Genomic DNA, 23,435 nt, shown 5'->3' on the forward strand with positions numbered 1-23,435 from the left:
CCCGATGACCTACCGCGTCTGCTTCGTCTGCACGGGCAACATCTGCCGGTCCCCGATGGCCGAATCCGTCTTCCGCGCCCGGGTCGGGGAAGCCGGCCTGGACCACCTGATCGAGGCCGACAGCGCCGGCACGGGCGGCTGGCACGAGGGTGACGGCGCCGACCCGCGCACCGTGGCCGTCCTGGAGGAGCGGGGTTACGGCAGTGATCACACCGCACGGCAGTTCCAGCCGTCCTGGTTCGCCCGTCTCGACCTGGTGATCGCCCTCGACTCCGGTCATCTCCGGGCGCTGCGTCGCATGGCGCCCACGGAGCAGGACGCGGCGAAGGTGCTGCTGCTGCGCTCCTACGACCCTTCCGCAGGTCACGATCTCGATGTGCCGGACCCGTACTACGGGGGCCCGGACGGCTTCGAGGAGTGCCTTGAGATGGTTGAGGCGGCGAGCGCCGGCCTGCTCGCCGCAGTACGAGAGCTTGTGAAGGGACGGGCGGCATGAACGATTCCGCTGCGGACGACCGGGACGGCACGCGGAAGGAGACCTGCCTTCCCCTCGTCGCCGGTGACGGCACGCGCGCGGTGCGGGCCGGGCTGCCCGAGCCGGTCAAGCACGAGCCGGCCCACCCGGGGCCCGTCTTCGCCGCCCACTTCCACCTGCCGGGCGACCCGACGGGCCCGTACACCTACGGCCGGGACGAGAACCCGACCTGGACGCTGCTGGAGCGGGCCATCGGCGAGCTGGAGGCGCCCGGGCGGGACGGCGTCGAGACACTGGTGTTCGCCTCCGGCATGGCTGCCATCTCCTCGGTGCTCTTCTCCCAGCTGCGCACGGGCGACGCGGTCGTGCTGCCCGACGACGGCTACCAGGCGCTGCCGCTGGCACGGGAACAGCTTCAGGCCTACGGCATCGAGGTGCGCACCGCGCCGACCGGCGGGGACGCCCAGCTCGATGTGCTGGACGGTGCGCGGCTGCTGTGGATCGAGTCCCCGTCGAACCCCGGACTCGACGTGTGCGACATCCGGCGGCTGGTCGAGGCGGCACACGCGCGTGGAACCCTGGTCGCGGTCGACAACACCCTCGCGACGCCGCTCGGGCAGCGGCCTCTGGCGCTCGGCGCGGACTTCTCCGTGGCCAGCGGCACCAAGCAGCTCTCGGGGCACGGCGACATCCTGCTGGGTTACGTCGCCGGGCGCGACGGCGAGGCCATGGCGGCCGTACGCCGCTGGCGCAAGATCGTGGGTGCGATCCCGGGACCGATGGAGGCCTGGCTCGCACACCGTTCGATCGCCACCCTGCAGCTGCGCGTCGACCGGCAGAACGCCTCCGCCCTGGCACTCGCCGAGGCGCTGCGCGGCCGTTCCGAGGTGACGGGGCTGCGCTATCCGGGGCTGCCCGACGACCCCTCGCACAAGATCGCCTCACAGCAGATGCGGCGCTACGGGTGCGTGGTGTCCTTCACTCTGCCCTCGCGCGCGCGTGCCGAGCGTTTCCTCGGCGCGCTGCGGCTCGTGGACGACGCGACGAGCTTCGGTGGGGTGCGCTCCACGGCCGAGCGGCGCGGTCGCTGGGGCGGGGACGCGGTGCCGGACGGCTTCATCCGCATGTCCGTCGGTGCCGAGGACCCCGAGGACCTGGTGGCGGATGTGCTGCGTGCGCTGGACGAGTCGGCCACCTGACCGTCTCCCGGACACCGTCCGTTGTCCGGCTACGCACAACGGACGGTCCGAGCCTCCCCCCTCGTGGCTCGGACCGTCCTCGGTTCCGCGCGCGAAGAACCGCGCGAACAAGGCTAGTTGACTCTGTGTCAGTGTCCAATCACGGTAGCGACAGAGACCTATCGACATATTTATAGTTGGGCGCGTCCCGGGGGGCTGGGGGGAAGGGCACCGAGAGGGGAGGGCGCGCCGTGGATCTGGCGTTGCTGCGTACGTTCGTGACCGTGCACCGGGCGGGTTCCTTCACCCGGGCCGCCGCGCTGCTCGGCCTGTCCCAGCCGGCGGTCACCTCTCAGATCCGCACCCTCGAACGGCAGCTGGGCCGCCCCCTGTTCCTGCGCCAGGCCCGCGGTGTGACACCGACGACCATCGGCGACGAGCTCGCCCACAAGGCCGCGCCGCACCTGGACGCACTGGTGGAGATCACCGAGTCGGGCCTGGACGAGGAGTCCTCCTTACGGACGCTGCACCTGGCCGGGCCACCGGAGTTCACCGCCGAACGGGCGCTTCCCGCGTTGACCGAACTGGCCGGCGACGACGGACAGGGGTTCGCGCTGCGGGCCTCCTTCGGAACCGCCGAGGAGACCCTGGAAGGACTGTCCGCCGGACACCACGATCTGGCCATCAGCACGGCCCGGCCGCGCGGAGCGCTGCTCACCGCCGCGTCGCTGTGCGACGAGGAGCACGTCCTGGTCGCCGCCCCGCGCTGGGCGGAGGAGGCCGGCTCCACCAGGCTGCGCGGCAAGGACGTGCCCGCCCTGGAGAACGTCCCCGTTGTCGAGGTCCACGAGTCACTGCCCTTCGTCTCCCGCTACTGGGCCTCGGTCTTCGACTCCCGTCCGGCCGCGTCCGGAACCGTGATCGTCCCCGATCTGCGCGCGGTCCTCGCCTGCGCGGTCGCCGGCGCCGGGCTGGCGGTGCTGCCCCGCTATCTGTGTGCCGCCGCGCTCAAGCGCGGTGACGTGGTGGCCCTGTATGAACCGGCGGTGCCGCCCCTGCGGACGTACTTCCTGGTGGTGCGCACCGGCACGCTGGCGATGCCCCACATCGCGCGGGCCCACGAGTGGCTGCTGCGTGCGGCTGCGGCATGGTGCTGAGCCCACCCGGGGCGGCCCGTCACCCGACGAGCTCACTTGGTGACGTTTCGCGATGTTTCACGTGGAACCAGCCGGGCCACATTTCTCCCATGACCGTCCGACCCGTGGTCAAGCGCACCGCCCGCGCCGTCCTTCTCGACGGCGACGACCTGATCCTGATCAAACGCACCAAGCCCGGCGTCGATCCCTACTGGGTCACTCCCGGCGGCGGGGTCGAGCCCGGGGACACGACTGTCGTCGACGCCCTGCACCGTGAGGTGTACGAGGAGCTCGGCGCCAAGATCACCGACGTGGTGCCCTGCTTCGTGGACACCGTGGAGCACATCGGCGAGGACGGCGGCGCGACCGGCGTCAAAGTGCAGCACTTCTTCGTGTGCCGCCTGGAGTCCATGGACCCGTCCCTGCGGCACGGCCCCGAGGTGGACGAACCCACCGGCGAGTACGAGATCGTCCGGGTGCCGTTCACCCGCGTCGGGATCGCCTCCGTCCATCTCGTCCCGTTGTCGCTGCGGCACTATCTCGACGGAAACATCGAGGGCGTACGCGCGATGCACGCTCCCGACCTGGGCTGACGACAGGGCAAGTCACTCGGCTGGTGCGTCGGCGCGCACCTCGGGCCGTTACGGAGCGCTTCACACCGCGCGCACCAGGGTGTAGGCATCCCACAGGTCACACCCGACGTACGAGTGGGTCGCGAGGCCCGACAGGTGCCGGTCGGCATTGACCGCGACCGACACCGGCACCACACCGAACAGGTCCTTGTCCGAGGACGAGTCGCCGTAGGCGATGCAGTCGTCCCTCCTCACCCCGAATTCCGCGCACAGCAGGTCGGCGATCCGCACCTTGGCCGCGGCGTTCAGAACCCCGGCGGGGTCCAGGGGCTCGGTGAAGGGCACGGCCGGAAAGCGGGAACTGTGTGCCGCATGCGCGCCCCAGCCGGTGAGCCAGCCGTTCCACGAAGAAGGAGGGCGACAGGGAGACGACGGCGCAGTAGTCCCCCCGCCTCCTGATCTCCGCCCAGACCTCGCGGACACGGTCCAGCCACGGGGCTTTCTCGAAGGCCGCCGTCACATGTGCCTCGGTGAGCCCCGCCCACAGGGCGTGTACCTGCCTCGCGTACTCCGGCGGCTCGATGTGTCCGGCCGAGATCGCCCGGTCGAGCGCCACCGTCTTGGCCTCCAGGCCGAGTTGACGGGGGATCTCCACCGGTGCGCTGGTTCCCCACAGCAGCGTGCCGTCGAGGTCGAAGAGACGAAGGGTCCCCATGGCCCCTGAGGGTAAGGCGGCCGCCAACGTTTCACGTGAAACGTACGGCATCTGTCCACAGGTTGAGCGGGCCGCCACGACATGGCCAAAACCACATCCGTCTCCCCCGAAACGGCTGGACGGCGAGGGCGCCCGTCGGACAGCCTGACCTGCGTGTCGACTCCTTCCCCAGCCGCTTCACCCATTCGCCGTCTGACGCTTCGTGATCTCACCGCCTGCGCCGACTTGTCCGAGGACCGGGGGTGGCCGCGCGAGGAGCACAAGTGGGGCCTTCTCCTCACGGCCGGGAGGGGATACGGCATCGACGACCCGGAAGGGGGACTCGTCGCCGCCTGCGTCGTCACCGAGTACGGGCCACAGGGCCGCCCGGATCTGGGCGCCATCGGCATGGTCCTGGTCGCCGAGCGGCACGCCCGCAAGGGCATCGGGCGCCGGCTGATGCGTCACGTCGTCTCCGCGATGGACACCACGCCACTGACGCTCCACGCGACACCGAACGGCCTCCCGCTCTACGAGCAACTCGGCTTCAAGGTCACCGGCCGGGCGGAGATGGTCCTCGGGCACTTCGCTCCCGCCGAACCCCGGCCCCGCATCGCCACGAGGGCCGCCACCGCCGAAGACCTTCCCGGCATCATCCGGCTCGACGAGGAGGTGTTCGGCGCCGACCGGACACCTCTGGTCATCCGACTGCCCGCGTTCGCCGACCAGTTGCGCATCGCCGAGGAGGGGGGCCGCACCATCGGGTACGCGGCGGCCTGGCCGAACATGGACACCCACGTCGTGGGTCCGCTGATCGCCCGCGACTCGGAGACGGCGAAGGCCCTCATCGCCTCCCTCGCCGCCCACACCGACCGCCCGCTGCGCACCGACATCGACGTACGCCACGAGGAACTGCTGGCCTGGGTGAAGGATCGGGGGCTCGCGTCGGTGGCCTTCAACGCCGTCATGACGTACGGGATCGGGGAGCTGCCCGGGGACTGGTCCCGCCGGTTCGCTCCGCTGACCGTGGCGGCGGGCTGAGCGTCCCGGACTGTCCCGGGCTAGGAGGACGCCGGTCCCCGGCCTGGACCGGGACCGGCGTCATCGCTGTGCGAGCCGGGTCAGGCGAGCGTCTCCACGGCCGTGAGGGCGAAGGAGTGGTCCTGATCCGGTGCCCCGCCGCCGACCCCGATCGCCCCGACCAGCCGGCCACCGCGCCGCACCGGCACACCGCCGGCGATGAACAGCAGCGGGCGGTCGAGCACGGTGGGCAGTGTGTGGAGGAGACCTCCCGGCTGCACGGCGTCGACGAGGTCCGCGGTCGGGGCGTCCAGTTGAAGGGCCGTGTAGGCCTTGCGGGTGCTCGTCTCCCCTGAGATCAGCACGGCGCGGTCGTCACGCCGGAAGAAGAGCAGATGGCCGGCCGCGTCCAGCACGGTGACGCTGACTGCGACCCCGGCGGCCTCCGCCGCGCGCCGGACGGAGGCGACGAGCGTCTCGGCGTCCTGGATCGTGAGCGGGGTGGCGGCGGTGGTGGTGCTCATCGGGGAGTTCTCCTTGTGAGTGGCGCGAAGTGGGTTGCCGCCCTGTGGGCTCCGGGAGCCGCGGACGGCCTTGGTGAGCCGCGGGTTCGCGCTCCGCGGCCGTTCGTACGCGGGGTCAGTGGTGGACGGCCGTCCGCTGCCCGGCCGGAGTGGCGGTAGCGGTTGCGACGACCTTGCTGGCAGCCGTGTTCCGGCGCTCCAGGGGGGAGGAGAGGACGGCGAGGACCAGAGCGCCCGCGGCGAGCACGGCGCCGACCCAGTTGGGCGCCGTGTAGCCGAGGCCGGCCGCGATCACGAGGCCGCCGAGCCAGGCGGAGAGCGCGTTGCCGAGGTTGAAGGCACCGATGTTCACCGCCGATGCCAGCGTCGGAGCGCCGTGCGCCTGGTCGAGGACGCGCTTTTGCAGCGGCGGAACGGTGGCGAATCCGAGGGCGCCGATCAGCGCGATGGTGACCGCGGCCGCGATCTTGTTGTGGGCGGTGAGCGTGAAGAGCGCGAGGACGACGGCGAGGGCGCCGAGCGAGACGTAGAGCAGGGGCATCAGGGCACGGTCGGCGAACCTGCCGCCGAGGAGGTTGCCGCCGACCATGCCGAGGCCGAAGAGGACCAGCAGCCAGGTGACGGAGCCGTCGGCGAAGCCGGCGACCCGGGTCATCATCGGCGCGATGTAGGTGATGGCCGCGAAGACACCGCCGAAGCCGAGGACGGTCATCGCCATGGCGAGCAGTACCTGGGTGTTCTTGAAGGCAGCCAGTTCGTGGCGCAGGTGAACGCCTTCCGGCCTGGGCATGTCCGGGACGAGCCTGGCGATGCCCACCAGGCCGAGGACTCCGAGCGCCGCGACGACGGCGAAGGTGACGCGCCAGCCGGCGGACTGTCCGATCAGGGTGCCGAGCGGGACGCCGACGACGTTGGCGACGGTCAGACCGGTGAACATCATCGCGATGGCACCGGCCTTCTTGTCAGGGGCCACCAGGTCCGCCGCCACGACGGAGCCGATGCCGAAGAACGCGCCGTGGGCGAGCGAGGCGACGACCCGGCCGATCAGCATGACCGAGAAGGCGGGTGCCAGCGCGGAGAGCAGGTTCCCGGCGATGAACAGGCCCATCAGCAGCATCAGCATCCGCTTGCGGGAGATCTTGGTGCCGAGCACGGTCATCAGCGGAGCGCCGAACACGACGCCCAGTGCGTAGCCGGTCACCAGGAGGCCGGCCGTGGGGATGGAGACCCCGAAGTCGCCGGCGACTTCGGGCAGCAAGCCCGTGATCACGAACTCGCTCGTTCCGATCCCGAAGGCCCCGATCGCGAGGGCCAGAAGCGCGAGAGGCATGTGGGTAACACCTTCCAGACAGTTGCAGATGCGCTTTGCGTGCATCGACAATAATTGCAGACGCTGGCTATATGCAACCGCAGGCTATTGCGAAGCTGCCCTATCCTGGATGAAGCCACCCCGGGACGGAGGAAAAGCCAATGACAGCGACGGACCCGGCGCTCACCGCCCTCGCCCAGGGCTGGTGCGCCCTCTCCCTGCTGCACGGGAGGATCGAGGCCCGCATCGAGCGCGCCCTGCAGGCCGGGCACGGCTTGAGCATGCGCGAGTACTCCCTGCTCGACGTGCTCAGCCGGCAGCACGACGGTGAGGGCGGTCATCTGCAGATGAAGCAGGTCGCCGACGCAGTCGTCCTCAGCCAGAGCGCCACCACCCGGCTCGTCACCCGGCTAGAGGACCGCGGTCTGCTGGAGCGCTATCTGTGCCCCACCGACCGCCGCGGCATCTACACCAACGTCACGGAAGCCGGACTGAGACTCCTGGAGGAGGCCCGGCCCAGCAACGACGCCGCCCTGCGCGAGGCGCTCGACCAGGCCGCCAGGAACCCGGAGCTGACCCCGCTGGTCCGGGCCGTGGAGTCGTTGCACGCGCCCGCCCCGGCATGACGCCCGCAGCGGCCACCCGCTCCGCATAGGGTGCGGAGCATGGGAGATCTCGAGATACGGGACGCCGTCGCCGACGACGTGCCCGCCATCGTCGCCATGCTCGCGGACGACCCGCTGGGTGCCCGGCGCGAGTCGCCGGACGATCCGACCCCGTATCTGGCCACGCTGGAGCGGCTCGACGCCGACCCCAACCAGCATCTGGTGGTCGCCGTGCGCGAGGACCGTGTCGTGGGCACGCTGCAGCTCTCGATCATTCCCGGACTGTCCCGCCGTGGCTCCACCCGCTCGGTCATCGAAGGCGTTCGTGTCCACGCCGAGGAGCGCGGCAGCGGCCTGGGCACACGGCTCATCGAGTGGGCGATCGACGCGTCACGGCGTCAGGGCTGCCAACTGGTCCAGCTGACCTCGGACAGGACCCGCACCGACGCACACCGCTTCTACGAGCGGCTCGGCTTCGAGGCCTCACACGTGGGTTTCAAGCTCCACCTCTGAAGCCGCCCGCTCCGACGGCTTCAGCCGTGAACGCCGGAGGGCGGGCGAGGCACCGCAGGGCGGTTGACCCCGGGCAGCGAGCACCGAGGGATGCCGTAGACACCGAGGGGGTGTCCGTTTCACGTGAAACGGACACCCCCTCAGGCAGTAGCGGCCTCCCGGGGCCCTAGCCGATACCGCGCCATCCCTCGGGGTCCACGCCCCCGGGCACGGAGGCCCGCACGTCGTACGGCTGACGCGTGAACACGAACGATCCGAGGTCCAGGTGGTCCACGGTCCCGTCCGGCCGCCGTACGGCCCTCAGTACCTCCCCCGCGTAGTAACCCTCCAGCCCCGTCCAGGTGCCGTCATCGTTCGGCCGGAACCGCGAACGCCGGCCGCTGCCGGACAACGGCTCCAGTGAGACGAGCCCGTCGGCGGTCAGCCGCAGACCGAACCCGTACGTGCCCCAGTACCACTGCCCCGCCAACTCCAGCGCCGACGGGTCGACGTCCCGCAGCGGCCGCCAGGGCTCGGGAATCCGCGGCTCGGCGTCGGCGACGATGCGGACGAGGTCGGCACCCAGCGTGGCCGGCAGCGGGCCGGAGGTGCAGTTGGCCAGCACGACGGCGGCGACGTCCTCCTCCACGCCGATGGTGAGGGAGGCCAGAAAGCCCGGCAGCGACCCCGTGTGCCCCACGAGGAGCCGTTCACCCCACCGCCGCAGCTCCAGGCCCAGGCCGTAGGCGTACCCCGACACCACGTCCACGGCCTCGGGCGGAGCCGCCGGAGTTCGCATCTCCCGCAGCGAATCGGCGCTCAGCACCCGGTCGTCCCCCTTGGCCAGGAAGGCGGCGAACCGGGCCAGATCGCCGGTCGTGGACCAGAGTTGGCCGGCCGGGGCCATCCGGCCGAGGTCCTCGGCGGGCTCGGACAACATCACATCGGCCCACGGATGCACCGCCCAGCCACCCGCGTGCGGCGCCCGGGGCCGGGCGCTCGTGCGGTGCAGCCCCAGCGGTTCGAGCACCTCGCGGCGCAGGACGTCCTCCCACGCGGCGCCGCGCAACTCCTCGACGAGCGCACCCAGCAGGGTGTAGCCGGGGTTGGAGTAGTGGAACCGCCGGCCGACCGGATGCCGCAGCGGCTCCTCGCCCAGCACGTCGGCGAGTTCGGGGCGCAGCGCACCCGGGGTCCTCTCCCACCACGGCGCGGGCGACTCGGCGGCCAGCCCGCCGGTGTGCGCCAGCAGGGAGGCGATCGTGGCCTCCCGCGCACCCGTACCGGGCAGATGCTTCTCCAGCGGGTCCCCGAGGCCGAGTACACCCTCGTCACGCAGCCGCAGAACAAGCACGGCGGTGAAGGTCTTGGTGATCGAGCCGATCCTGTACTGCGTGTTCTCGTCCGGCCCGTGGCCGTCCACCGACGTGCGCGCGCCGTGCCAGACAGTCCGCCCGTCCCGTACGACCGCCGCGACGAGCGACGGCGCCCGGCCTTCGGTCTGGGCCACGGCGATCCGGTGCAACAGTGCCCGGCGGGTGGCGGCAAGCAACTCGTCCTGAGATGTCGTCATGTTCCCAGTCCATCCGGTGGACCCGCGTACGTCGAGCCGATTTCGCCGGACGTTCCGGTGTCGGGGTGCCGGTCCGACCGCGGGGCCCCGGTCAGGTCTGCGCCATGTCCACGAACCGCGAGTAGTGGCCCTGGAAGGCGACCGTGATCGTCGCGGTCGGGCCGTTGCGGTGCTTGGCGACGATGAGGTCGGCCTCACCGGCGCGGGGCGACTCCTTCTCGTAGGCGTCCTCGCGGTGGAGCAGGATCACCATGTCGGCGTCCTGCTCGATGGAGCCGGACTCACGCAGGTCGGAGACCATCGGCTTCTTGTCGGTGCGCTGTTCGGGACCACGGTTGAGCTGGGAGAGCGCGATGACCGGGACCTCCAGCTCCTTGGCGAGGAGCTTGAGGTTCCGGGACATGTCGGAGACCTCCTGCTGACGGCTCTCGGCGCGCTTGGAACCGCCGGACTGCATCAGCTGGAGGTAGTCGATGACCACCAGCTTGAGGTCGTTGCGCTGCTTGAGACGGCGGCACTTGGCGCGGATCTCCATCATCGACAGGTTCGGGGAGTCGTCGATGTAGAGCGGGGCGGCCGACACATCGGGCATACGGCGGGCCAGCCGCGTCCAGTCCTCGTCGGTCATCGTGCCCGAGCGCATGTGGTGGAGGGCGACGCGGGCCTCCGCGGACAGCAGGCGCATCGCGATCTCGTTGCGCCCCATCTCGAGCGAGAAGATCACGCTCGGCAGGTTGTGCTTGATGGACGCTGCCCGGGCGAAGTCCAGCGCGAGCGTCGACTTGCCCATCGCGGGGCGGGCAGCGATGACGATCATCTGTCCGGGGTGCAGGCCGTTGGTCAGCGAGTCGAAGTCGGTGAAGCCGGTGGGCACACCGGTCATCTCCCCGCTGCGCGAGCCGATCGCCTCGATCTCGTCGAGCGCGCCCTCCATGATGTCGCCCAGCGGAAGGTAGTCCTCGCTGGTGCGCTGCTCGGTGACCGCGTAGATCTCGGCCTGGGCGCGGTTGACGATCTCGTCGACGTCGTCGTCCGCCGCGTATCCCATCTGGGTGATCCGCGTGCCGGCCTCGACGAGGCGGCGCAGGACCGCGCGCTCGTGGACGATCTCGGCGTAGTACGCGGCGTTCGCCGCCGTGGGCACGGTCTGTACGAGTGAGTGCAGGTAGGACGCGCCGCCCACCTTGTTGATCTCGCCCCGCTTGGTGAGCTCGGCGGCGATCGTGATGGGGTCGGCCGGCTCGCCCTTGGCATAGACGTCGAGGATCGCCTGGTAGATCGTCTCGTGCGCCGGCTTGTAGAAGTCGTGGCCCTTGAGGATCTCGACGACGTCGGCGATGGCGTCCTTGGACAGCAGCATTCCGCCGAGGACGGACTGCTCCGCGTCGAGGTCCTGCGGGGGCACCCGCTCGAAGGACGAGCCCGCACCCTCCCACGCACCGCTCTCCGGCCCTCGTTCGTGCTGCTCGTCGCGGCCGCGGCCGCCGTCGGGCCGCCGGCGGGAGGCGGGCAGACGATCACCGGGCCCGCTGTCGGCCCACGGGTCGTCCAAGGGCTCGGAAATGCTCACCGAGCAGCCTCCTCCCGTCCGCCGAGCGGACCTCGCCGTGCCTCTCTTTTCTACGGCACGGCACTGACAAATGAGAGGCCCAACTCCACTTGTGCCGCGTCAGGTTTGTGATGGTTTGGAAGTCGGCGGACGGAGCGGGCGCCGGACCACGGTAGGCCCCAGGGCTCCGTCAGCCAATCTGGTTATCCACAGGCCATGTGGACGACGGCCCGGATGCTGTGGAGAACTCCGCGAAACCTGTGCACGACCCGGTGGACAGCGCTGTGAACAAGACCTCGCCACTCTCCGGAGACAAGGCTTGACCTGGGACTTTCCCGTCCACCGGCTGTGCAGAAGAAAAAACTCCCCAGTCGGATCAAGATCGCTTCGAACGGTACGCACAAGTGCGCACCACGAGACGCTAAGTAAGGGTCACTATGACTTTGCATCTCTTACCTGTGGACGATTAGATTGGTGCTCATGACACAGGCCCCCGCGCGCCCTTCGCCGACCCGGCGGCAGCACGACCGAGAGATCGTCGCACTGGCCGTCCCGGCCTTCGGCGCACTCGTCGCCGAGCCGCTCTTCGTGATGGCCGACAGCGCGATCGTCGGTCACCTCGGCACGGCCCAGCTCGCCGGCCTCGGCGTCGCGTCGGCCCTCCTGACGACCGCCGTCAGTGTCTTCGTCTTCCTCGCCTACGCCACCACGGCGGCCGTCGCCCGGCGTGTCGGCGCCGACGACCTCCAGGCCGCCATCCGCCAGGGCATGGACGGCATCTGGCTGGCGCTGCTGCTGGGCGCCGTCGTCATCGCGGTCGTCCTGCCCACCGCGCCCTCTCTGGTGGACCTCTTCGGCGCCTCGCACACGGCCGCCCCGTATGCGACCACGTATCTGCGCATCTCCGCCCTGGGCATCCCGGCCATGCTCGTCGTGCTCGCCGCCACGGGCGTCCTGCGCGGACTGCAGGACACGAGGACACCGCTCCATGTCGCCGTCGCCGGCTTCGTCGCCAACGCCGTCCTCAACGCCGCGCTGGTCTACGGCGCCGGACTCGGCATCGCGGGATCGGCCTGGGGCACCGTCATCGCGCAGTGCGGCATGGCCGCGGTCTATCTCACCGTGGTCCTCCGTGGAGCCCGCAGGCACGGCGCCTCACTTCGCCCGGACACCGTCGGTATCAGGGCCTCCGCGCAGGCCGGTGCTCCGCTGCTCGTCCGTACGCTGTCCCTGCGGGCGATCCTGATGATCGCCACAGCGGTCGCGGCACGCCTCGGCGACGCGGACATCGCAGCCCACCAGATCATCCTGTCCCTATGGAGCCTGCTCGCCTTCGCCCTCGACGCCATCGCGATCGCCGGGCAGGCCATCATCGGCCGCTTTCTGGGCTCAGGCGACACCGGCGGCGCCCGCGCAGCCTGCCGCCGCATGGTGCAGTGGGGCATCGCGACCGGGGTGGTCCTCGGCCTGCTCGTGATCGTGGCACGGCCGGTGTTCCTGCCCCTGTTCACCAGCGACTCCGCAGTGCAGGACACGGCCCTTCCGGCGCTGCTGACAGTGGCGCTCTCCCAGCCGGTCTGCGGCGTCGTCTTCGTCCTCGACGGAGTACTGATGGGCGCCGGCGACGGCCCCTACCTGGCCTGGGCGATGCTGCTCACCCTGGCGGTCTTCACCCCCGCCGCGCTTCTTGTTCCGGTGCTCGGCGGAGGGCTCGCCGCCCTGTGGGGAGCGATGACGCTCATGATGACCGTGCGGATGCTGACCTTGGGGCTGCGCGCCCGTTCGGGCCGCTGGCTGGTGACCGGCGCGACGCGCTGAGCGGTGTTTCACGTGAAACACGGAAGGGCCGTGCCCGGTGGGCACGGCCCTTCCGTCAGCTGTTCAAGCCGACCGCGGCGATCAGCCCGCGACGACCTCGATGTTGACCTTGGCGGCAACCTCGGGGTGCAGACGCACGGACGTCTCGTGGGCGCCCAGGGTCTTGATCGGAGCGGACAGTTCGATGCGCCGCTTGTCGACCTCGGGGCCACCGGAGGCCTTGATCGCCGAAGCGATGTCGGCCGGGGTGACGGAACCGAAGAGACGGCCGGAGTCGCCGGAGCGGACGGCCAGACGGACCTTCACGCCCTCGAGCTGGGCCTTGACCTGGTTGGCCTGCTCGATGGTCTGGATCTCGTGGATCTTGCGAGCGCGACGGATCTGCTCGACGTCCTTCTCGCCACCCTTGGTCCAGCGGATCGCGAACTTCCGCGGGATCAGGTAGTTGCGAGCGTAACCGTCCTTGACGTCGACGACGTCGCCCGCGGCACCGAGGCCGGAGACCTCGTGGGTGAGGATGATCTTCATGAGTGGCTCATCCTTCCCTTAGCGCGCGGTGGAGGTGTAGGGCAGCAGCGCCATCTCACGGCTGTTCTTCACGGCCGTGGCGACGTCACGCTGGTGCTGCGTGCAGTTGCCGGTCACGCGGCGGGCACGGATCTTGCCGCGGTCGGAAATGAACTTCCGCAGCATGTTCGTGTCCTTGTAGTCCACGTACGTGACCTTGTCCTTGCAGAAAGCGCAGACCTTCTTCTTAGGCTTGCGCACAGGCGGCTTCGCCATGGTGTTTCTCCTGTGTGATCAAGAAGTTTGGGTGCGGCCCGCCTAGAAGGGGGGCTCGTCCGAGTAGCCGCCACCGCCGCCGGAGCCGGAGCCGGAGCCGCCGCCCCAGCCACCGCCGCCCTGGTTGCCACCGGCGGGAGCGCCGGTCGCCCACGGGTCGTCGGCAGGAGCACCGCCGGCCTGCTGGCCGCCGCCGGAGCCACCGCCCCAGCCCCCGCCACCCTGGCCGCCACCGCCGCCGTAACCGCCCTGGCCCTGGCCGCCGCGGCCGGCGGTCTTGGTGACCTTGGCCGTGGCATTGCGCAGGCTGGCGCCGACTTCCTCGACGTCCAGCTCGTAGACCGTGCGCTTGACGCCCTCGCGGTCCTCGTAGGACCGCTGCTTCAGCCGGCCCTGCACGATGACGCGCATGCCTCGCTGGAGCGACTCGGCGACGTTCTCCGCCGCCTGGCGCCAGACCGAGCAGGTCAGGAAGAGGCTCTCGCCGTCCTTCCACTCGTTCGTCTGGCGGTCGAAGGTGCGGGGCGTGGACGCGACACGGAACTTCGCGACCGCCGCACCGGAGGGGGTGAAGCGCAGCTCGGGGTCGTCGACAAGATTGCCGACGACCGTGATGACGGTCTCGCCTGCCATGGGGAACCTCTCGGCGGGTGTGCTGCTGGCTGCTTGGTGCTACTCGAAACCCGAGATCAGCTGAGCGGGAGAGCTCAGTGGGTCTCGGGGCGGAGGACCTTGGTCCGGAGGACCGACTCGTTCAGGTTCATCTGGCGGTCGAGCTCCTTGACGACCCCAGGCTCGGCCTGCAGGTCGATGACCGAGTAGATGCCCTCGGGCTTCTTCTTGATCTCGTACGCGAGACGACGACGGCCCCAGGTGTCGACCTTCTCGACCTTTCCGCCACCGTCACGGACGACAGAAAGGAAGTTCTCGATCAGCGGGGAGACAGAACGCTCCTCGAGATCGGGGTCGAGGATGACCATCACCTCGTAGTGACGCATGTGGAACCCACCTCCTTTGGACTCAGCGGCCACGGTCGTTCCGTGGCAGGAGGGTTGTGATGCGTACGCAACAGTGTTTGCCAGTAAAACAGCCGCCACTGACAATCGCGGCCAGTCGGCGGAGTCTTCAGGCCGATCTCCAGGCTGTCCTGACATTCGGTCCGGGCAGACACCGGTGCAGACGGTACAGAGTACCTGCACCGCCGCTCCGGTTGAAATCGGGCCGCAGGACCCGTCAACCTGGACACCTCGGGTGTGTATGGCGCTACGATGCGCCGACTTTCGCAGGAGGTGCCCCATGGCACAGACGATGCGACCGAACGCCGCAGCAGGCAGCAACGGCCTGCTCGCCACGGACGGCAAGCCCCATCCCCTCCAGGACGCCCTGCTCGTGGTGACCCTGGTGCTGGGTGTGATCGCCTTCATCACCGGACTCTTCTTCCACAGCCTGCACCTGCTGAGCTCCTGGGCAGGTCTGGTGGGCATCCTCACCGGCGCGTACGGCCAGTGGATCTCGGTGACGACGCGCGAGCGCTTCGGGCTGATCCTCGGCCTCGGCGCCTCGGCCGTCGGCTTCTACCTCGGCCTGGCGTACGGCGGTCTGTTCGGCGGCATCTTCTAGCCGGTACCGGGCACCACGGCCGCTCACGACCGGCGGCGTCCGCCGAACGCCGCGGACGCCGCCCGTACGGCCACACGCAACGCCCCGGCGGCCGACAGGCCGGGGCGAAGGTTGCGTACGGCCAGTCTGCGCGCTCCCCGGGCGCAGTAGGCTCTGGCGCGAGAGCCGGAGCCCCTGTACCCATGGGGACACGCCAGCCCGAGGAGCGCCCCGAATGAGCCTGACCCTGAGGACCATCAGTCGAGAGCAGCATCTGGCCTACATCCAGAGCCTGCCCGCGGCGAGTCACATGCAGGTTCCGGCGTGGGCGGACGTCAAGGCGGAGTGGCGCTCGGAGAACCTCGGCTGGTTCGACGACCGTACCGGCGAGATGGTCGGCGCGGGCCTCGTCCTGTACCGCCAGCTGCCCAAGATCAAGCGGTACCTCGCCTATCTGCCCGAGGGCCCGGTCATCAACTGGTTCGCGCCGAACCTTGACGACTGGATCCAGCCGATGCTGGCGCACCTGAAGCAGCAGGGCGCGTTCTCGGTGAAGATGGGCCCGCCGGTGGTCATCCGGCGCTGGAACGCCGAGTCCATCAAGAGGGGCATCCAGGACGGGGACGTCAAGCGTCTGCGCGACCTGGAGGCCGACTTCATCGAGCCGCGTGCCTTCGAGGTCGCCGACAAGCTGCGCCGCATGGGCTGGCAGCAGGGCGAGGACGGCGGCGCCGGCTTCGGCGACGTCCAGCCCCGCTACGTCTTCCAGGTGCCGCTCGCCGGCCGGTCCCTGGAGGAGGTGCACAAGAACTTCAACCAGCTGTGGCGCCGCAACATCAAGAAGGCCGAGAAGGCCGGCGTCGAGGTCGTCCAGGGCGGCTACCAGGACCTCGAGGAGTGGCAGCGGCTGTACGAGATCACGGCCGTACGCGACCACTTCCGGCCCCGCCCGCTGTCGTACTTCCAGCGCATGTGGTCGGCCCTCAACACCGAGGACCCCAACCGCATGCGGCTGTACTTCGCCCGGCACAACGGCGTGAACCTGGCCGCGGCGACGATGCTGATCGTCGGCGGACACGTCTGGTACTCCTACGGCGCCTCCGACAACATCGGCCGTGAGGTCCGGCCCTCGAACGCCATGCAGTGGCGCATGCTGCGCGATGCCTACGCGCTCGGCGCCACGGTCTACGACCTGCGCGGCATCTCCGACTCGCTGGACGAGACGGACCACCTCTTCGGTCTGATCCAGTTCAAGGTCGGCACGGGCGGGCAGGCCGCCGAGTACCTCGGCGAGTGGGACTTCCCGCTGAACAAGCTGCTCCACAAGGCGCTCGACATCTACATGTCGCGCCGCTGACCTGGCGTCCGCGCTGCGGCACCGCCGACGTCGTTCGACGCTGCCGGCAGCTCCCCACCTGACACCCCTGCCCACGAGAAAGGTTCCGGGTCCGGCCATGGCGCTCACCCTCTACGTCGACACCGCGCGCTGGCGGGCGCATCACAAGCACGTCCAGGAGCAGTTCCCGGGACTCGTCCCGGTCTGCAAGGGCAACGGCTACGGCTTCGGTCACGAGCGACTGGCGGAGGAGGCCACCCGGATGGGCTCGGACGTCCTCGCCGTCGGCACGACCTACGAGGCCGCTCGCATAAAGGACTTCTTCAGCGGTGACCTGCTGGTGCTGACGCCCTACCGGCGCGGCGAGGAGCCCGTGCCGCTGCCCGACCGGGTGATCCGCTCGGTGTCGTCGGTCGACGGGGTCTACGGCCTCGTCGGCGCCCGCGTCGTCATCGAGGTGATGTCCTCGATGAAGCGGCACGGCATCAGCGAGCAGGACCTGCCGCAGCTGCACGCCGCCATCGAGAACATCCGCCTGGAGGGCTTCGCCCTGCACCTGCCGCTGGACCGCACCGACGGCTCCGACGCCGTCGAGGAGGTCATCGGCTGGATGGACCGGCTGCGCGCGGCCCGGCTGCCGCTGCACACGATGTTCGTCAGCCACCTCAAGGCCGAGGAACTGGCCCGGCTGCAGCAGCAGTTCCCGCAGACCCGCTTCCGCGCCCGCATCGGCACCCGGCTGTGGCTCGGCGACCACGAGGCCACCGAGTACCGCGGCGCGGTCCTGGACGTCACGCGCGTCGCCAAGGGCGACCGCTTCGGCTACCGGCAGCAGAAGGCGGCCTCGGACGGCTTCCTGGTGGTCGTGGCGGGCGGCACCTCGCACGGGGTGGGCCTGGAGGCCCCGAAGGCGCTGCACGGCGTCATGCCGCGCGCCAAGGGTGTCGCACGGGCCGGCCTGGCCACGGTGAACCGGAACCTCTCCCCGTTCGTCTGGGGCGGCAAGCAGCGCTGGTTCGCCGAGCCGCCGCACATGCAGGTCTCGATCCTGTTCGTGCCCTCGGACGCCCCGGAGCCGAAGGTCGGCGACGAGCTGGTGGCCCATCTGCGGCACACCACCACGCAGTACGACCGGCTCGTGGACCGCTGAGACCCCGCCAGGTGAGCCACTGAGAAACCCCCGCCACACTCCTGGCACGCCAAAGGCCGTACACGGCAGGCACCGTGTACGGCCTTTCGCACAGGACCCCCCGGGGGACTTCCCGTAGGACTCCCCGAGAGCCCTGTTCGCTCAGGGCGAACCGTCCTGGGGGGAGATCGCTTCCCGGCTGCCCCACTCCACCTGCGGCCCGTCGAAGTGGGCCGCGTGGCGCGGCGGATGGGCCGCGCCACCGAGGACGAAGACATCCTCCGCGCCGTCGAGCACACCGCCCGAGGGGTCGTCGTCCCCGGCCCGGCGCACCACGTCCCGCTCCGGCATGAGGATGTCGCGCACGACGATCGCGCACAGGTACAGCGTGCCCAGCAGGTGCACGGCAATGGCCCAGTGGTAGCCGGCAGTCGGCAGGCCCTTGTGGGCGTCGCCGCTGGTCGTGTACGCGAGGTACATCCAGATCCCGAGGAAGTACGCCACCTCGCAGGCCTGCCAGATCAGGAAGTCCCGCCACTTCGGGCGGGCCAGCACGGCCAGCGGGACCAGCCACAGGACGTACTGCGGCGAGTAGACCTTGTTGGTGAGGATGAAGGCCGCCACCACCAGGAAGGCCAGCTGCGCGAAGCGCGGCCGGCGCGGTGCGGTCAGCGTCAGGGCCGCGATGCCGAGGAAGGACAGCAGGACCAGCAGCGTGGCCGTGGTGTTGACGAAGTCGGTGCTGGGCGGATTGCTGGTGTTCTGGGCCCAGATCAGCCAGAAGGACCCGAAGTCGACGCCCCGGTCATGGCTGAACTTGTAGAACTGCCACCAGCCGTCGGTGGCGAAGGCCATCACCGGCAGGTTCACCACCAGCCAGGCGACGACCGCGGCCGCCAGGGCCTTGCCGAAGTCCCGCCACTTGCCCGCACGCCAGCACAGCACGAGCAGCGGACCCAGCAGGAAGACGGGATACAGCTTGGCGGCCGTGGCGAGCCCCAGCAGGACGCCGAAGGCGAGCGAGCGTCCCCGGGACCACATCAGCATCGCGGCGGCCGTCAGAGCGACCGCCAGCAGGTCCCAGTTGATGGTGGCGGTCAGCACGAAGGCCGGCGCCAGCGCGACCAGCAGGCCGTCCCACGGCCGCCGGGCGTGCGTCCGGGCCACACAGACGGCGATGACGGCCGCGCACACCATCAGCATCCCGGCGTTGACCATCCAGTACCACTGCTCCTGGTGCTGGATCGATCCGCTGCCCGGGGTGAACCAGGCGGCCACCTCCATGAACACGCCGGTCAGCACCGGGTACTCGAGGTACGGCATGTCGCCGGGGAGCTTGTCGAAGTAGGGCACGAGACCGTCGGCGAATCCGCGCCCCTGGTAGAGGTGCGGAATGTCCGAGTAGCAGGCCTTCGTGTACTGCGAGCTCGCACCGAAGAACCAGGCGCTGTGATAGCAGGGCGCCTTCTGGACCAGCCCGAGGGCGAACATGCCGATCGCGACGAGCGCGACGATCCGCACGGGGGTCCACCAGGACGTCCCTGGCAGGGCGCGCCGCCCGACGGGACCGCCGATCAGCTCGCTGCCGGCCGCGGCGACCTTGTCCTGCCTGGTCGGCCGCACCGGCTCGGGCTCGTGCGCGCTCGCTTGCGTCAATTCAGCACGGGGCATGCGGACATCCTGCCGTAGGTGCCTGAGCTCCGCATCGCACGCACGGCACGCATCCTGGACAGGCACAGCGAAGCTTCGCCCACATCCGGCACACCCGCCACCGCTCCGACCCTGGTCCTTGTGCGTACCGCATGTCACCGGTGCATCGCTTACCCGACGATCTATCACACTCCCACGCAGCCGCACCAATTAAAGGTCGGTAGTCTCCGGTCCTGTTTCAGGGACCCGTCATCTCATAGCGCAACGTGACGTTCACCCGGTTCGACGCAGGAGCAGTCTAAGGCTCCGGATTCTCCATGATGTCACCTCCAGGCTAGCTACTCCGGAAATCAGGCTCAGTCCGGCTGTGACCCAGGCAACGGGGCTGGAGAGAGGAGCCGCTGTCCAATCCCATACGGCTCCATCGCTGAACCACACGAGAGGGAAAACAGAAACCAGCGGAAGGACCCATATCAGTTCTTGCCGAAGAAAGCGCGCGGAAAGGATAGCAAGCCCCAACCACACAAGAAATGATCGCGCGAAGATGCCACCGAGTTCTGGACCCACCGCAATGGATTCGATCAGCCATGACACAGCACACACGACGGCTGCGAGACCAGCAAAATGGATCAGCCGAACACAGCGTACACGAGGGCCAGCCATGACCTCTTGCTCCGGCATGGATCCGCTTAGCGAACCAGCAGAAAAGACTGCCGAGAGCAAAGGAAGCTCACGGCGGAATGGAATCCCACTCGACACTGCACTCTCCCCTAGGGCGGGAACGGGAAAACGAACACCGCCCAGGAAGGCGGAGAGTAGCGCAACGATAGTGATGCCCAAAATGACGATACCCGTGCGGTGGACCCGAATGTAAAGTATCGCACTCGTAGGTGTAAGGTACTTCAAGCAGGGCACCCGACCTTACGAAGTTGTTCCCGCTCTCGCGAGATCCACTTACGTTGCTCTCTCTCCGGCAGTTGAACTGCACGCGCTGCGACCTCTTGCGCATTCCCAACACCGGTCACATGCATTCCCTCATCGGCCCTCTTCGGATCCTCTCCCATGGCCCGATACTCCAACCAGAGATCAATGCGGTTGGCTGCGTCCCATGCGCGGACAGCGTTCTCAGGGGGAAGGCAACTACGGAAAGAAAGGGATGATACCTGCCCAGCCATGGCAACAGCGGCACCGCGTACGCGGCCCTCGGGGATATCGAACCCTGCATCACCGTGCGAGGTTGATCGCAAACCTTCCTCATAGAAGGTGCTCGGCGTGCGCACCCAGGATTGAGGCACATCCTTTAGTCGCTGAGCCATCGCCGTGAGTCTCGCAAGGTACTTGCGATGCTCCGGCCAAACGCACACCTGAGGTGCTGCATCTGTCGCACGAGCACAGAGTTCCTCTGCCTCCGAAGCTTTCCTGTCCGTGTGTATGGGGCCAGCAGCGGGAAACGCCGCAAGCACTGCCAGACAGCATATGACTACGCCGAAGAAGAACCCGCGATTTTTCGTCGCAGGAAGAGGCCGTCTTGGCAAATCTCTATGCCTATGTGGTAGCTCGGGAGCCAGAACAGCTAGCGCAGCGAGCAACGCCGCCAGCAAGAGCCGAAGTACTATAGGAAGGGTGCGCGCGGTCTCGGACGGCGAACCCGAAATGACGAATATACCGTAGCTTTGACCAACGGCAAGGAGTAGTACGAACCCTCCCAAAGCGCAAATTACAGGGGTGAAAGCAGGCGACGGCCAATATCTACCAGCCAAGTGTCCCACTGCGGCGAACATAGTAAGCGTCGCAGCCCCCAGCAAGAGATAAGACGGCCAGAGGAATCCCGGCCCCGCATCCGAAAACGACACGACGGCGGCTACGACGGCCCCGAACGCATAAGCCGAGAATCCCATGGTGAGAGTAGCTGCGAGACGGGCAATCTCGATAATCCAAGCCGGGCGAGCGGCTGCCAGCAGGAACTCTGGCATTTCTGCCCGAGACGATCGCCCTGCCTGCCATGCGGAGACTGCCGCCAGAACCGGCCCGAGAAAGAGTGTAACCAGTTGGGCGGCAGCACTGGCCTCAGGCCATACACCCACCCAATAGCGAGAGCGCCCGAACAGAACTGCCAAATCTACTGTAATTAGCAAGGGGAATGCCGCCAATAGCGGAGAACGCCGCAGCTCAATGCGATAAACCTTCAGCATGCAGACCCCCGAACGCCCGTAGTTGACGTGAGGACAGTCATGTAGCCGCGTTCCAGTGGACTGTCACCAGGAGCCGATTCGGCGCCGATCTCAGAAAGACCCTTTGGGGCGCCTCGATACCTGATCTGCCCCCCATGTAGAACGAGCACCTCGTCGCAGGCTGCCCCTATGTCTTCCACCAAGTGCGTGCTGAGCAAAACCGCTATTCCGTCTCGTGCGAGAGACCTAATAAGTTCGCGGAAATCCAGACGTTGGGCAGGGTCGAGTCCAATTGTAGGCTCGTCAAGGAGCACCAGTGAGGGATTGCCGACAATGGCAGCGGCAATCCCTACGCGGCGGAGCATTCCACCGGAAAGCGACTTCATTTTGTCTCGGGCGCGGCCGCCAAGGCCGACTGACGCTATTGCGTGATCAGTAGCGGCTTCGGCCTGGCCTTCCGGCACCTCTCGCAACCATGCACAGTAACGAACGAATTCGGCAACTGAGAAATTCGGATAGTAGCCGAATTCTTGCGGCAAGTAGCCAATTCTTCGTCGGACACGGCGCGCTGCGGCCTCTGTCTTTATTTCCTCATCGAAAAGTTCCAGGCTTCCGACCTGAGGAGGTGTGACCGTGCTGAGCGTACGTAGCAGCGTTGTCTTGCCGGCGCCATTGGGACCGAGCAATCCGGTCACTCCAGGGCTGATCGTCAGACTCAGCTCATCTATGACTGGGCGGTGGCCATAGCCCTGGCTGAGCCCGGTGAGTCGCACGAAAGGGGAGGGCAATACAGGTCTCCAAAAGGCGATGGGGCCGCTCTTGAAGCGGCCCCACGAGAGTTTCCTACCGAGCTAGTTCCCTATCCGTAGGTGACTAGTACGGCGCCGTGACTGTGGTCTTGTTGATGGAGAAGATGCACTCAAACGAAGTGAATTTACCCACGTACCCCGGCGTAAGAACGTCGCCGCCGTACGAGTCAGCTTCAGACGCACAGTCGTATTTCGCACTGTAATACCCGTTGGCAGTAGCACCCTTGCAGTAGCCGTGGCCGGATGTGCTGTACCAGTAACCACGGCAGCCTCTTTTCCAAGTGGACTCGTAGCTGGCACTTGCCGTGGGAGCAGCAAGGCCAATGGCCGCTGCCGTAAGCGCTCCAATAGCGACAAACTTGCTGACGTTACTCCGGGTTCTCCACAGAGGAGCGGTGGAAGAAATGGACTTCGTCACTGATTTAGCCCTTCTCGCGATGATGCGGCGAAAGAGATGCGGGGTCCTAGCGTGATGCACTGGGACCCCGTCTCGCCGAGAAACTGCAATGCCCCCCAAGCGCTGAAGGACCTCTACAAGTCCGACCCGACGACTTTGCGATCTTATGAAATTGTTCGCGACCTGTCAACACAGACTGTCCGCAAAGTCCGATAGTGGAATTTTGGAGTAAATCCAGCAGACTACCCGCCAAGTGTGAGCGCGATGTCGTTGACGTCTGCCAGTGTGTAATCGTCGCGGTTGCCGCTTGCATGAGGTATTCGCAAGGGTGGTGGGCTGACGCCCGAACGGCAGGCGTTTCGCGGGCGGACCGGATGGAGTGGCCACCGAACGGTTCGGTGCCAGCGCCTCCATCACGGTGAGGGGACGCTCCCAGCGCCGGGTTTGACTAGGCCAGGGCCTAGTCAAACCCGGCGAGCGTTCGCGGCTCATCTACCGGGCAATGATCTACCCGGAGCATAAAAGGGGCGAACGACGCAGCTTCGCGTGGACCCACTACCGCCACCTTCTCATCACGGCCCACGCAGCCCAGCCAGCCGATCGTCCTGATCTGGGA

General features: G+C 68.2%; 21 protein-coding genes and 1 pseudogene. 11 read left to right on the plus strand and 11 right to left on the minus strand.

Annotated features, from left to right (window positions below; genetic code table 11):
* The first annotated feature begins 4 nt into the window (after nucleotides 1-4).
* The 4 genes from ACH4UM_RS14865 (at nucleotide 5) to ACH4UM_RS14880 (ending at nucleotide 3,382) form a co-directional block, all read left to right on the plus strand.
* A complete protein-coding gene (locus tag ACH4UM_RS14865) occupies nucleotides 5-496 on the plus strand; it encodes a low molecular weight protein-tyrosine-phosphatase (RefSeq protein WP_398178052.1) in 492 nt (163 codons plus the stop codon).
* A complete protein-coding gene (locus ACH4UM_RS14870; RefSeq protein WP_398178055.1) occupies nucleotides 493-1,674 on the plus strand; it encodes a cystathionine gamma-lyase in 1,182 nt (393 codons plus the stop codon). Before ACH4UM_RS14865 ends, ACH4UM_RS14870 begins: the two co-directional genes overlap by 4 nt.
* Nucleotides 1,675-1,904: 230 nt before the next feature.
* Nucleotides 1,905-2,810 (plus strand): LysR family transcriptional regulator, encoded by a 906-nt coding sequence (locus ACH4UM_RS14875; RefSeq protein WP_398178058.1) that lies wholly within the window; start codon nucleotides 1,905-1,907, stop codon nucleotides 2,808-2,810.
* 89 nt (nucleotides 2,811-2,899) lie between these two features.
* Nucleotides 2,900-3,382, plus strand: coding sequence for an NUDIX domain-containing protein (locus ACH4UM_RS14880; RefSeq protein WP_398178061.1), 483 nt, complete (start codon nucleotides 2,900-2,902; stop codon nucleotides 3,380-3,382).
* Between the two features lie 60 nt (nucleotides 3,383-3,442).
* Here ACH4UM_RS14880 and ACH4UM_RS14885 read toward each other — a convergent pair.
* Nucleotides 3,443-4,076, minus strand: a pseudogene (locus ACH4UM_RS14885) (HAD family hydrolase).
* Nucleotides 4,077-4,229: 153 nt separating this feature from the next.
* Here ACH4UM_RS14885 and ACH4UM_RS14890 point away from each other — a divergent pair.
* Nucleotides 4,230-5,096, plus strand: a complete 867-nt coding sequence (locus ACH4UM_RS14890; RefSeq protein ID WP_398178064.1) for a GNAT family N-acetyltransferase — start codon at nucleotides 4,230-4,232, stop codon at nucleotides 5,094-5,096.
* An 80-nt stretch (nucleotides 5,097-5,176) separates the two neighbouring features.
* On the opposite strand, the gene ACH4UM_RS14895 is transcribed toward ACH4UM_RS14890, so the two are convergent.
* Nucleotides 5,177-5,599 carry a heme-binding protein gene (locus tag ACH4UM_RS14895; RefSeq protein WP_398178067.1) on the minus strand — a complete coding sequence of 141 codons (423 nt, stop codon included), beginning with the start codon at nucleotides 5,597-5,599 and terminating at the stop codon, nucleotides 5,177-5,179.
* A gap of 115 nt (nucleotides 5,600-5,714) precedes the next feature.
* On the minus strand, nucleotides 5,715-6,929 hold the full coding sequence (locus ACH4UM_RS14900) for an MFS transporter (RefSeq protein WP_398178070.1): 1,215 nt from the start codon (nucleotides 6,927-6,929) through the stop codon (nucleotides 5,715-5,717).
* A gap of 140 nt (nucleotides 6,930-7,069) precedes the next feature.
* On the opposite strand from ACH4UM_RS14900, the gene ACH4UM_RS14905 reads away from it, so the two are divergent.
* Nucleotides 7,070-7,534 carry a MarR family winged helix-turn-helix transcriptional regulator gene (locus tag ACH4UM_RS14905; protein WP_398178072.1) on the plus strand — a complete coding sequence of 155 codons (465 nt, stop codon included), beginning with the start codon at nucleotides 7,070-7,072 and terminating at the stop codon, nucleotides 7,532-7,534.
* 39 nt (nucleotides 7,535-7,573) lie between these two features.
* Nucleotides 7,574-8,026, plus strand: a complete 453-nt coding sequence (locus tag ACH4UM_RS14910; RefSeq protein ID WP_398178074.1) for a GNAT family N-acetyltransferase — start codon at nucleotides 7,574-7,576, stop codon at nucleotides 8,024-8,026.
* A gap of 166 nt (nucleotides 8,027-8,192) precedes the next feature.
* Here the strand turns inward: ACH4UM_RS14910 and ACH4UM_RS14915 are convergent, their stop codons facing one another.
* On the minus strand, nucleotides 8,193-9,578 hold the full coding sequence (locus tag ACH4UM_RS14915) for a serine hydrolase domain-containing protein (protein WP_398178077.1): 1,386 nt from the start codon (nucleotides 9,576-9,578) through the stop codon (nucleotides 8,193-8,195).
* Between the two features lie 91 nt (nucleotides 9,579-9,669).
* Nucleotides 9,670-11,148 (minus strand): replicative DNA helicase, encoded by a 1,479-nt coding sequence (gene dnaB / locus ACH4UM_RS14920; RefSeq protein ID WP_398178080.1) that lies wholly within the window; start codon nucleotides 11,146-11,148, stop codon nucleotides 9,670-9,672.
* Nucleotides 11,149-11,607: 459 nt separating this feature from the next.
* Between dnaB and ACH4UM_RS14925 the strand changes: the two genes are divergently transcribed.
* On the plus strand, nucleotides 11,608-12,945 hold the full coding sequence (locus ACH4UM_RS14925) for an MATE family efflux transporter (RefSeq protein ID WP_398178083.1): 1,338 nt from the start codon (nucleotides 11,608-11,610) through the stop codon (nucleotides 12,943-12,945).
* A gap of 81 nt (nucleotides 12,946-13,026) precedes the next feature.
* Here ACH4UM_RS14925 and rplI read toward each other — a convergent pair whose 3' ends face one another.
* The 4 genes from rplI to rpsF form a co-directional block, all read right to left on the minus strand.
* Complete coding sequence (gene rplI, locus ACH4UM_RS14930; RefSeq protein ID WP_398178085.1) at nucleotides 13,027-13,473, minus strand: 50S ribosomal protein L9; 447 nt, start codon at nucleotides 13,471-13,473, stop codon at nucleotides 13,027-13,029.
* Nucleotides 13,474-13,491: 18 nt separating this feature from the next.
* The gene (gene rpsR / locus ACH4UM_RS14935; RefSeq protein WP_003949403.1) at nucleotides 13,492-13,728 is read right to left on the minus strand and encodes a 30S ribosomal protein S18; all 237 of its coding nucleotides are present in this window, start codon (nucleotides 13,726-13,728) and stop codon (nucleotides 13,492-13,494) included.
* Between the two features lie 42 nt (nucleotides 13,729-13,770).
* Nucleotides 13,771-14,361, minus strand: coding sequence for a single-stranded DNA-binding protein (locus ACH4UM_RS14940; RefSeq protein ID WP_398178088.1), 591 nt, complete (start codon nucleotides 14,359-14,361; stop codon nucleotides 13,771-13,773).
* Between the two features lie 74 nt (nucleotides 14,362-14,435).
* Nucleotides 14,436-14,726 (minus strand): 30S ribosomal protein S6, encoded by a 291-nt coding sequence (gene rpsF / locus ACH4UM_RS14945; protein ID WP_398178091.1) that lies wholly within the window; start codon nucleotides 14,724-14,726, stop codon nucleotides 14,436-14,438.
* A 298-nt stretch (nucleotides 14,727-15,024) separates the two neighbouring features.
* Between rpsF and ACH4UM_RS14950 the strand changes: the two genes are divergently transcribed.
* The 3 genes from ACH4UM_RS14950 (at nucleotide 15,025) to ACH4UM_RS14960 (ending at nucleotide 17,813) form a co-directional block, all read left to right on the plus strand.
* Nucleotides 15,025-15,348, plus strand: a complete 324-nt coding sequence (locus ACH4UM_RS14950) for a hypothetical protein (protein WP_398178094.1) — start codon at nucleotides 15,025-15,027, stop codon at nucleotides 15,346-15,348.
* A gap of 214 nt (nucleotides 15,349-15,562) precedes the next feature.
* Nucleotides 15,563-16,684, plus strand: a complete 1,122-nt coding sequence (femX, locus tag ACH4UM_RS14955) for a peptidoglycan bridge formation glycyltransferase FemX (protein WP_398178097.1) — start codon at nucleotides 15,563-15,565, stop codon at nucleotides 16,682-16,684.
* A gap of 97 nt (nucleotides 16,685-16,781) precedes the next feature.
* Nucleotides 16,782-17,813 (plus strand): alanine racemase, encoded by a 1,032-nt coding sequence (locus ACH4UM_RS14960; protein ID WP_398178099.1) that lies wholly within the window; start codon nucleotides 16,782-16,784, stop codon nucleotides 17,811-17,813.
* A 141-nt stretch (nucleotides 17,814-17,954) separates the two neighbouring features.
* Here the strand turns inward: ACH4UM_RS14960 and ACH4UM_RS14965 are convergent, their stop codons facing one another.
* Entirely contained in the window at nucleotides 17,955-19,463 is a 1,509-nt protein-coding gene (locus ACH4UM_RS14965) for a glycosyltransferase family 87 protein (protein WP_398178102.1), read from the minus strand.
* Nucleotides 19,464-21,627: 2,164 nt separating this feature from the next.
* Entirely contained in the window at nucleotides 21,628-22,386 is a 759-nt protein-coding gene (locus tag ACH4UM_RS14970) for an ATP-binding cassette domain-containing protein (RefSeq protein ID WP_398178105.1), read from the minus strand.
* Nucleotides 22,387-23,435 lie beyond the last annotated feature (1,049 nt).

The sequence above is a fragment of the Streptomyces sp. NPDC020801 genome, from assembly GCF_044334385.1.
Classification (GTDB): Bacteria; Actinomycetota; Actinomycetes; order Streptomycetales; family Streptomycetaceae; genus Streptomyces.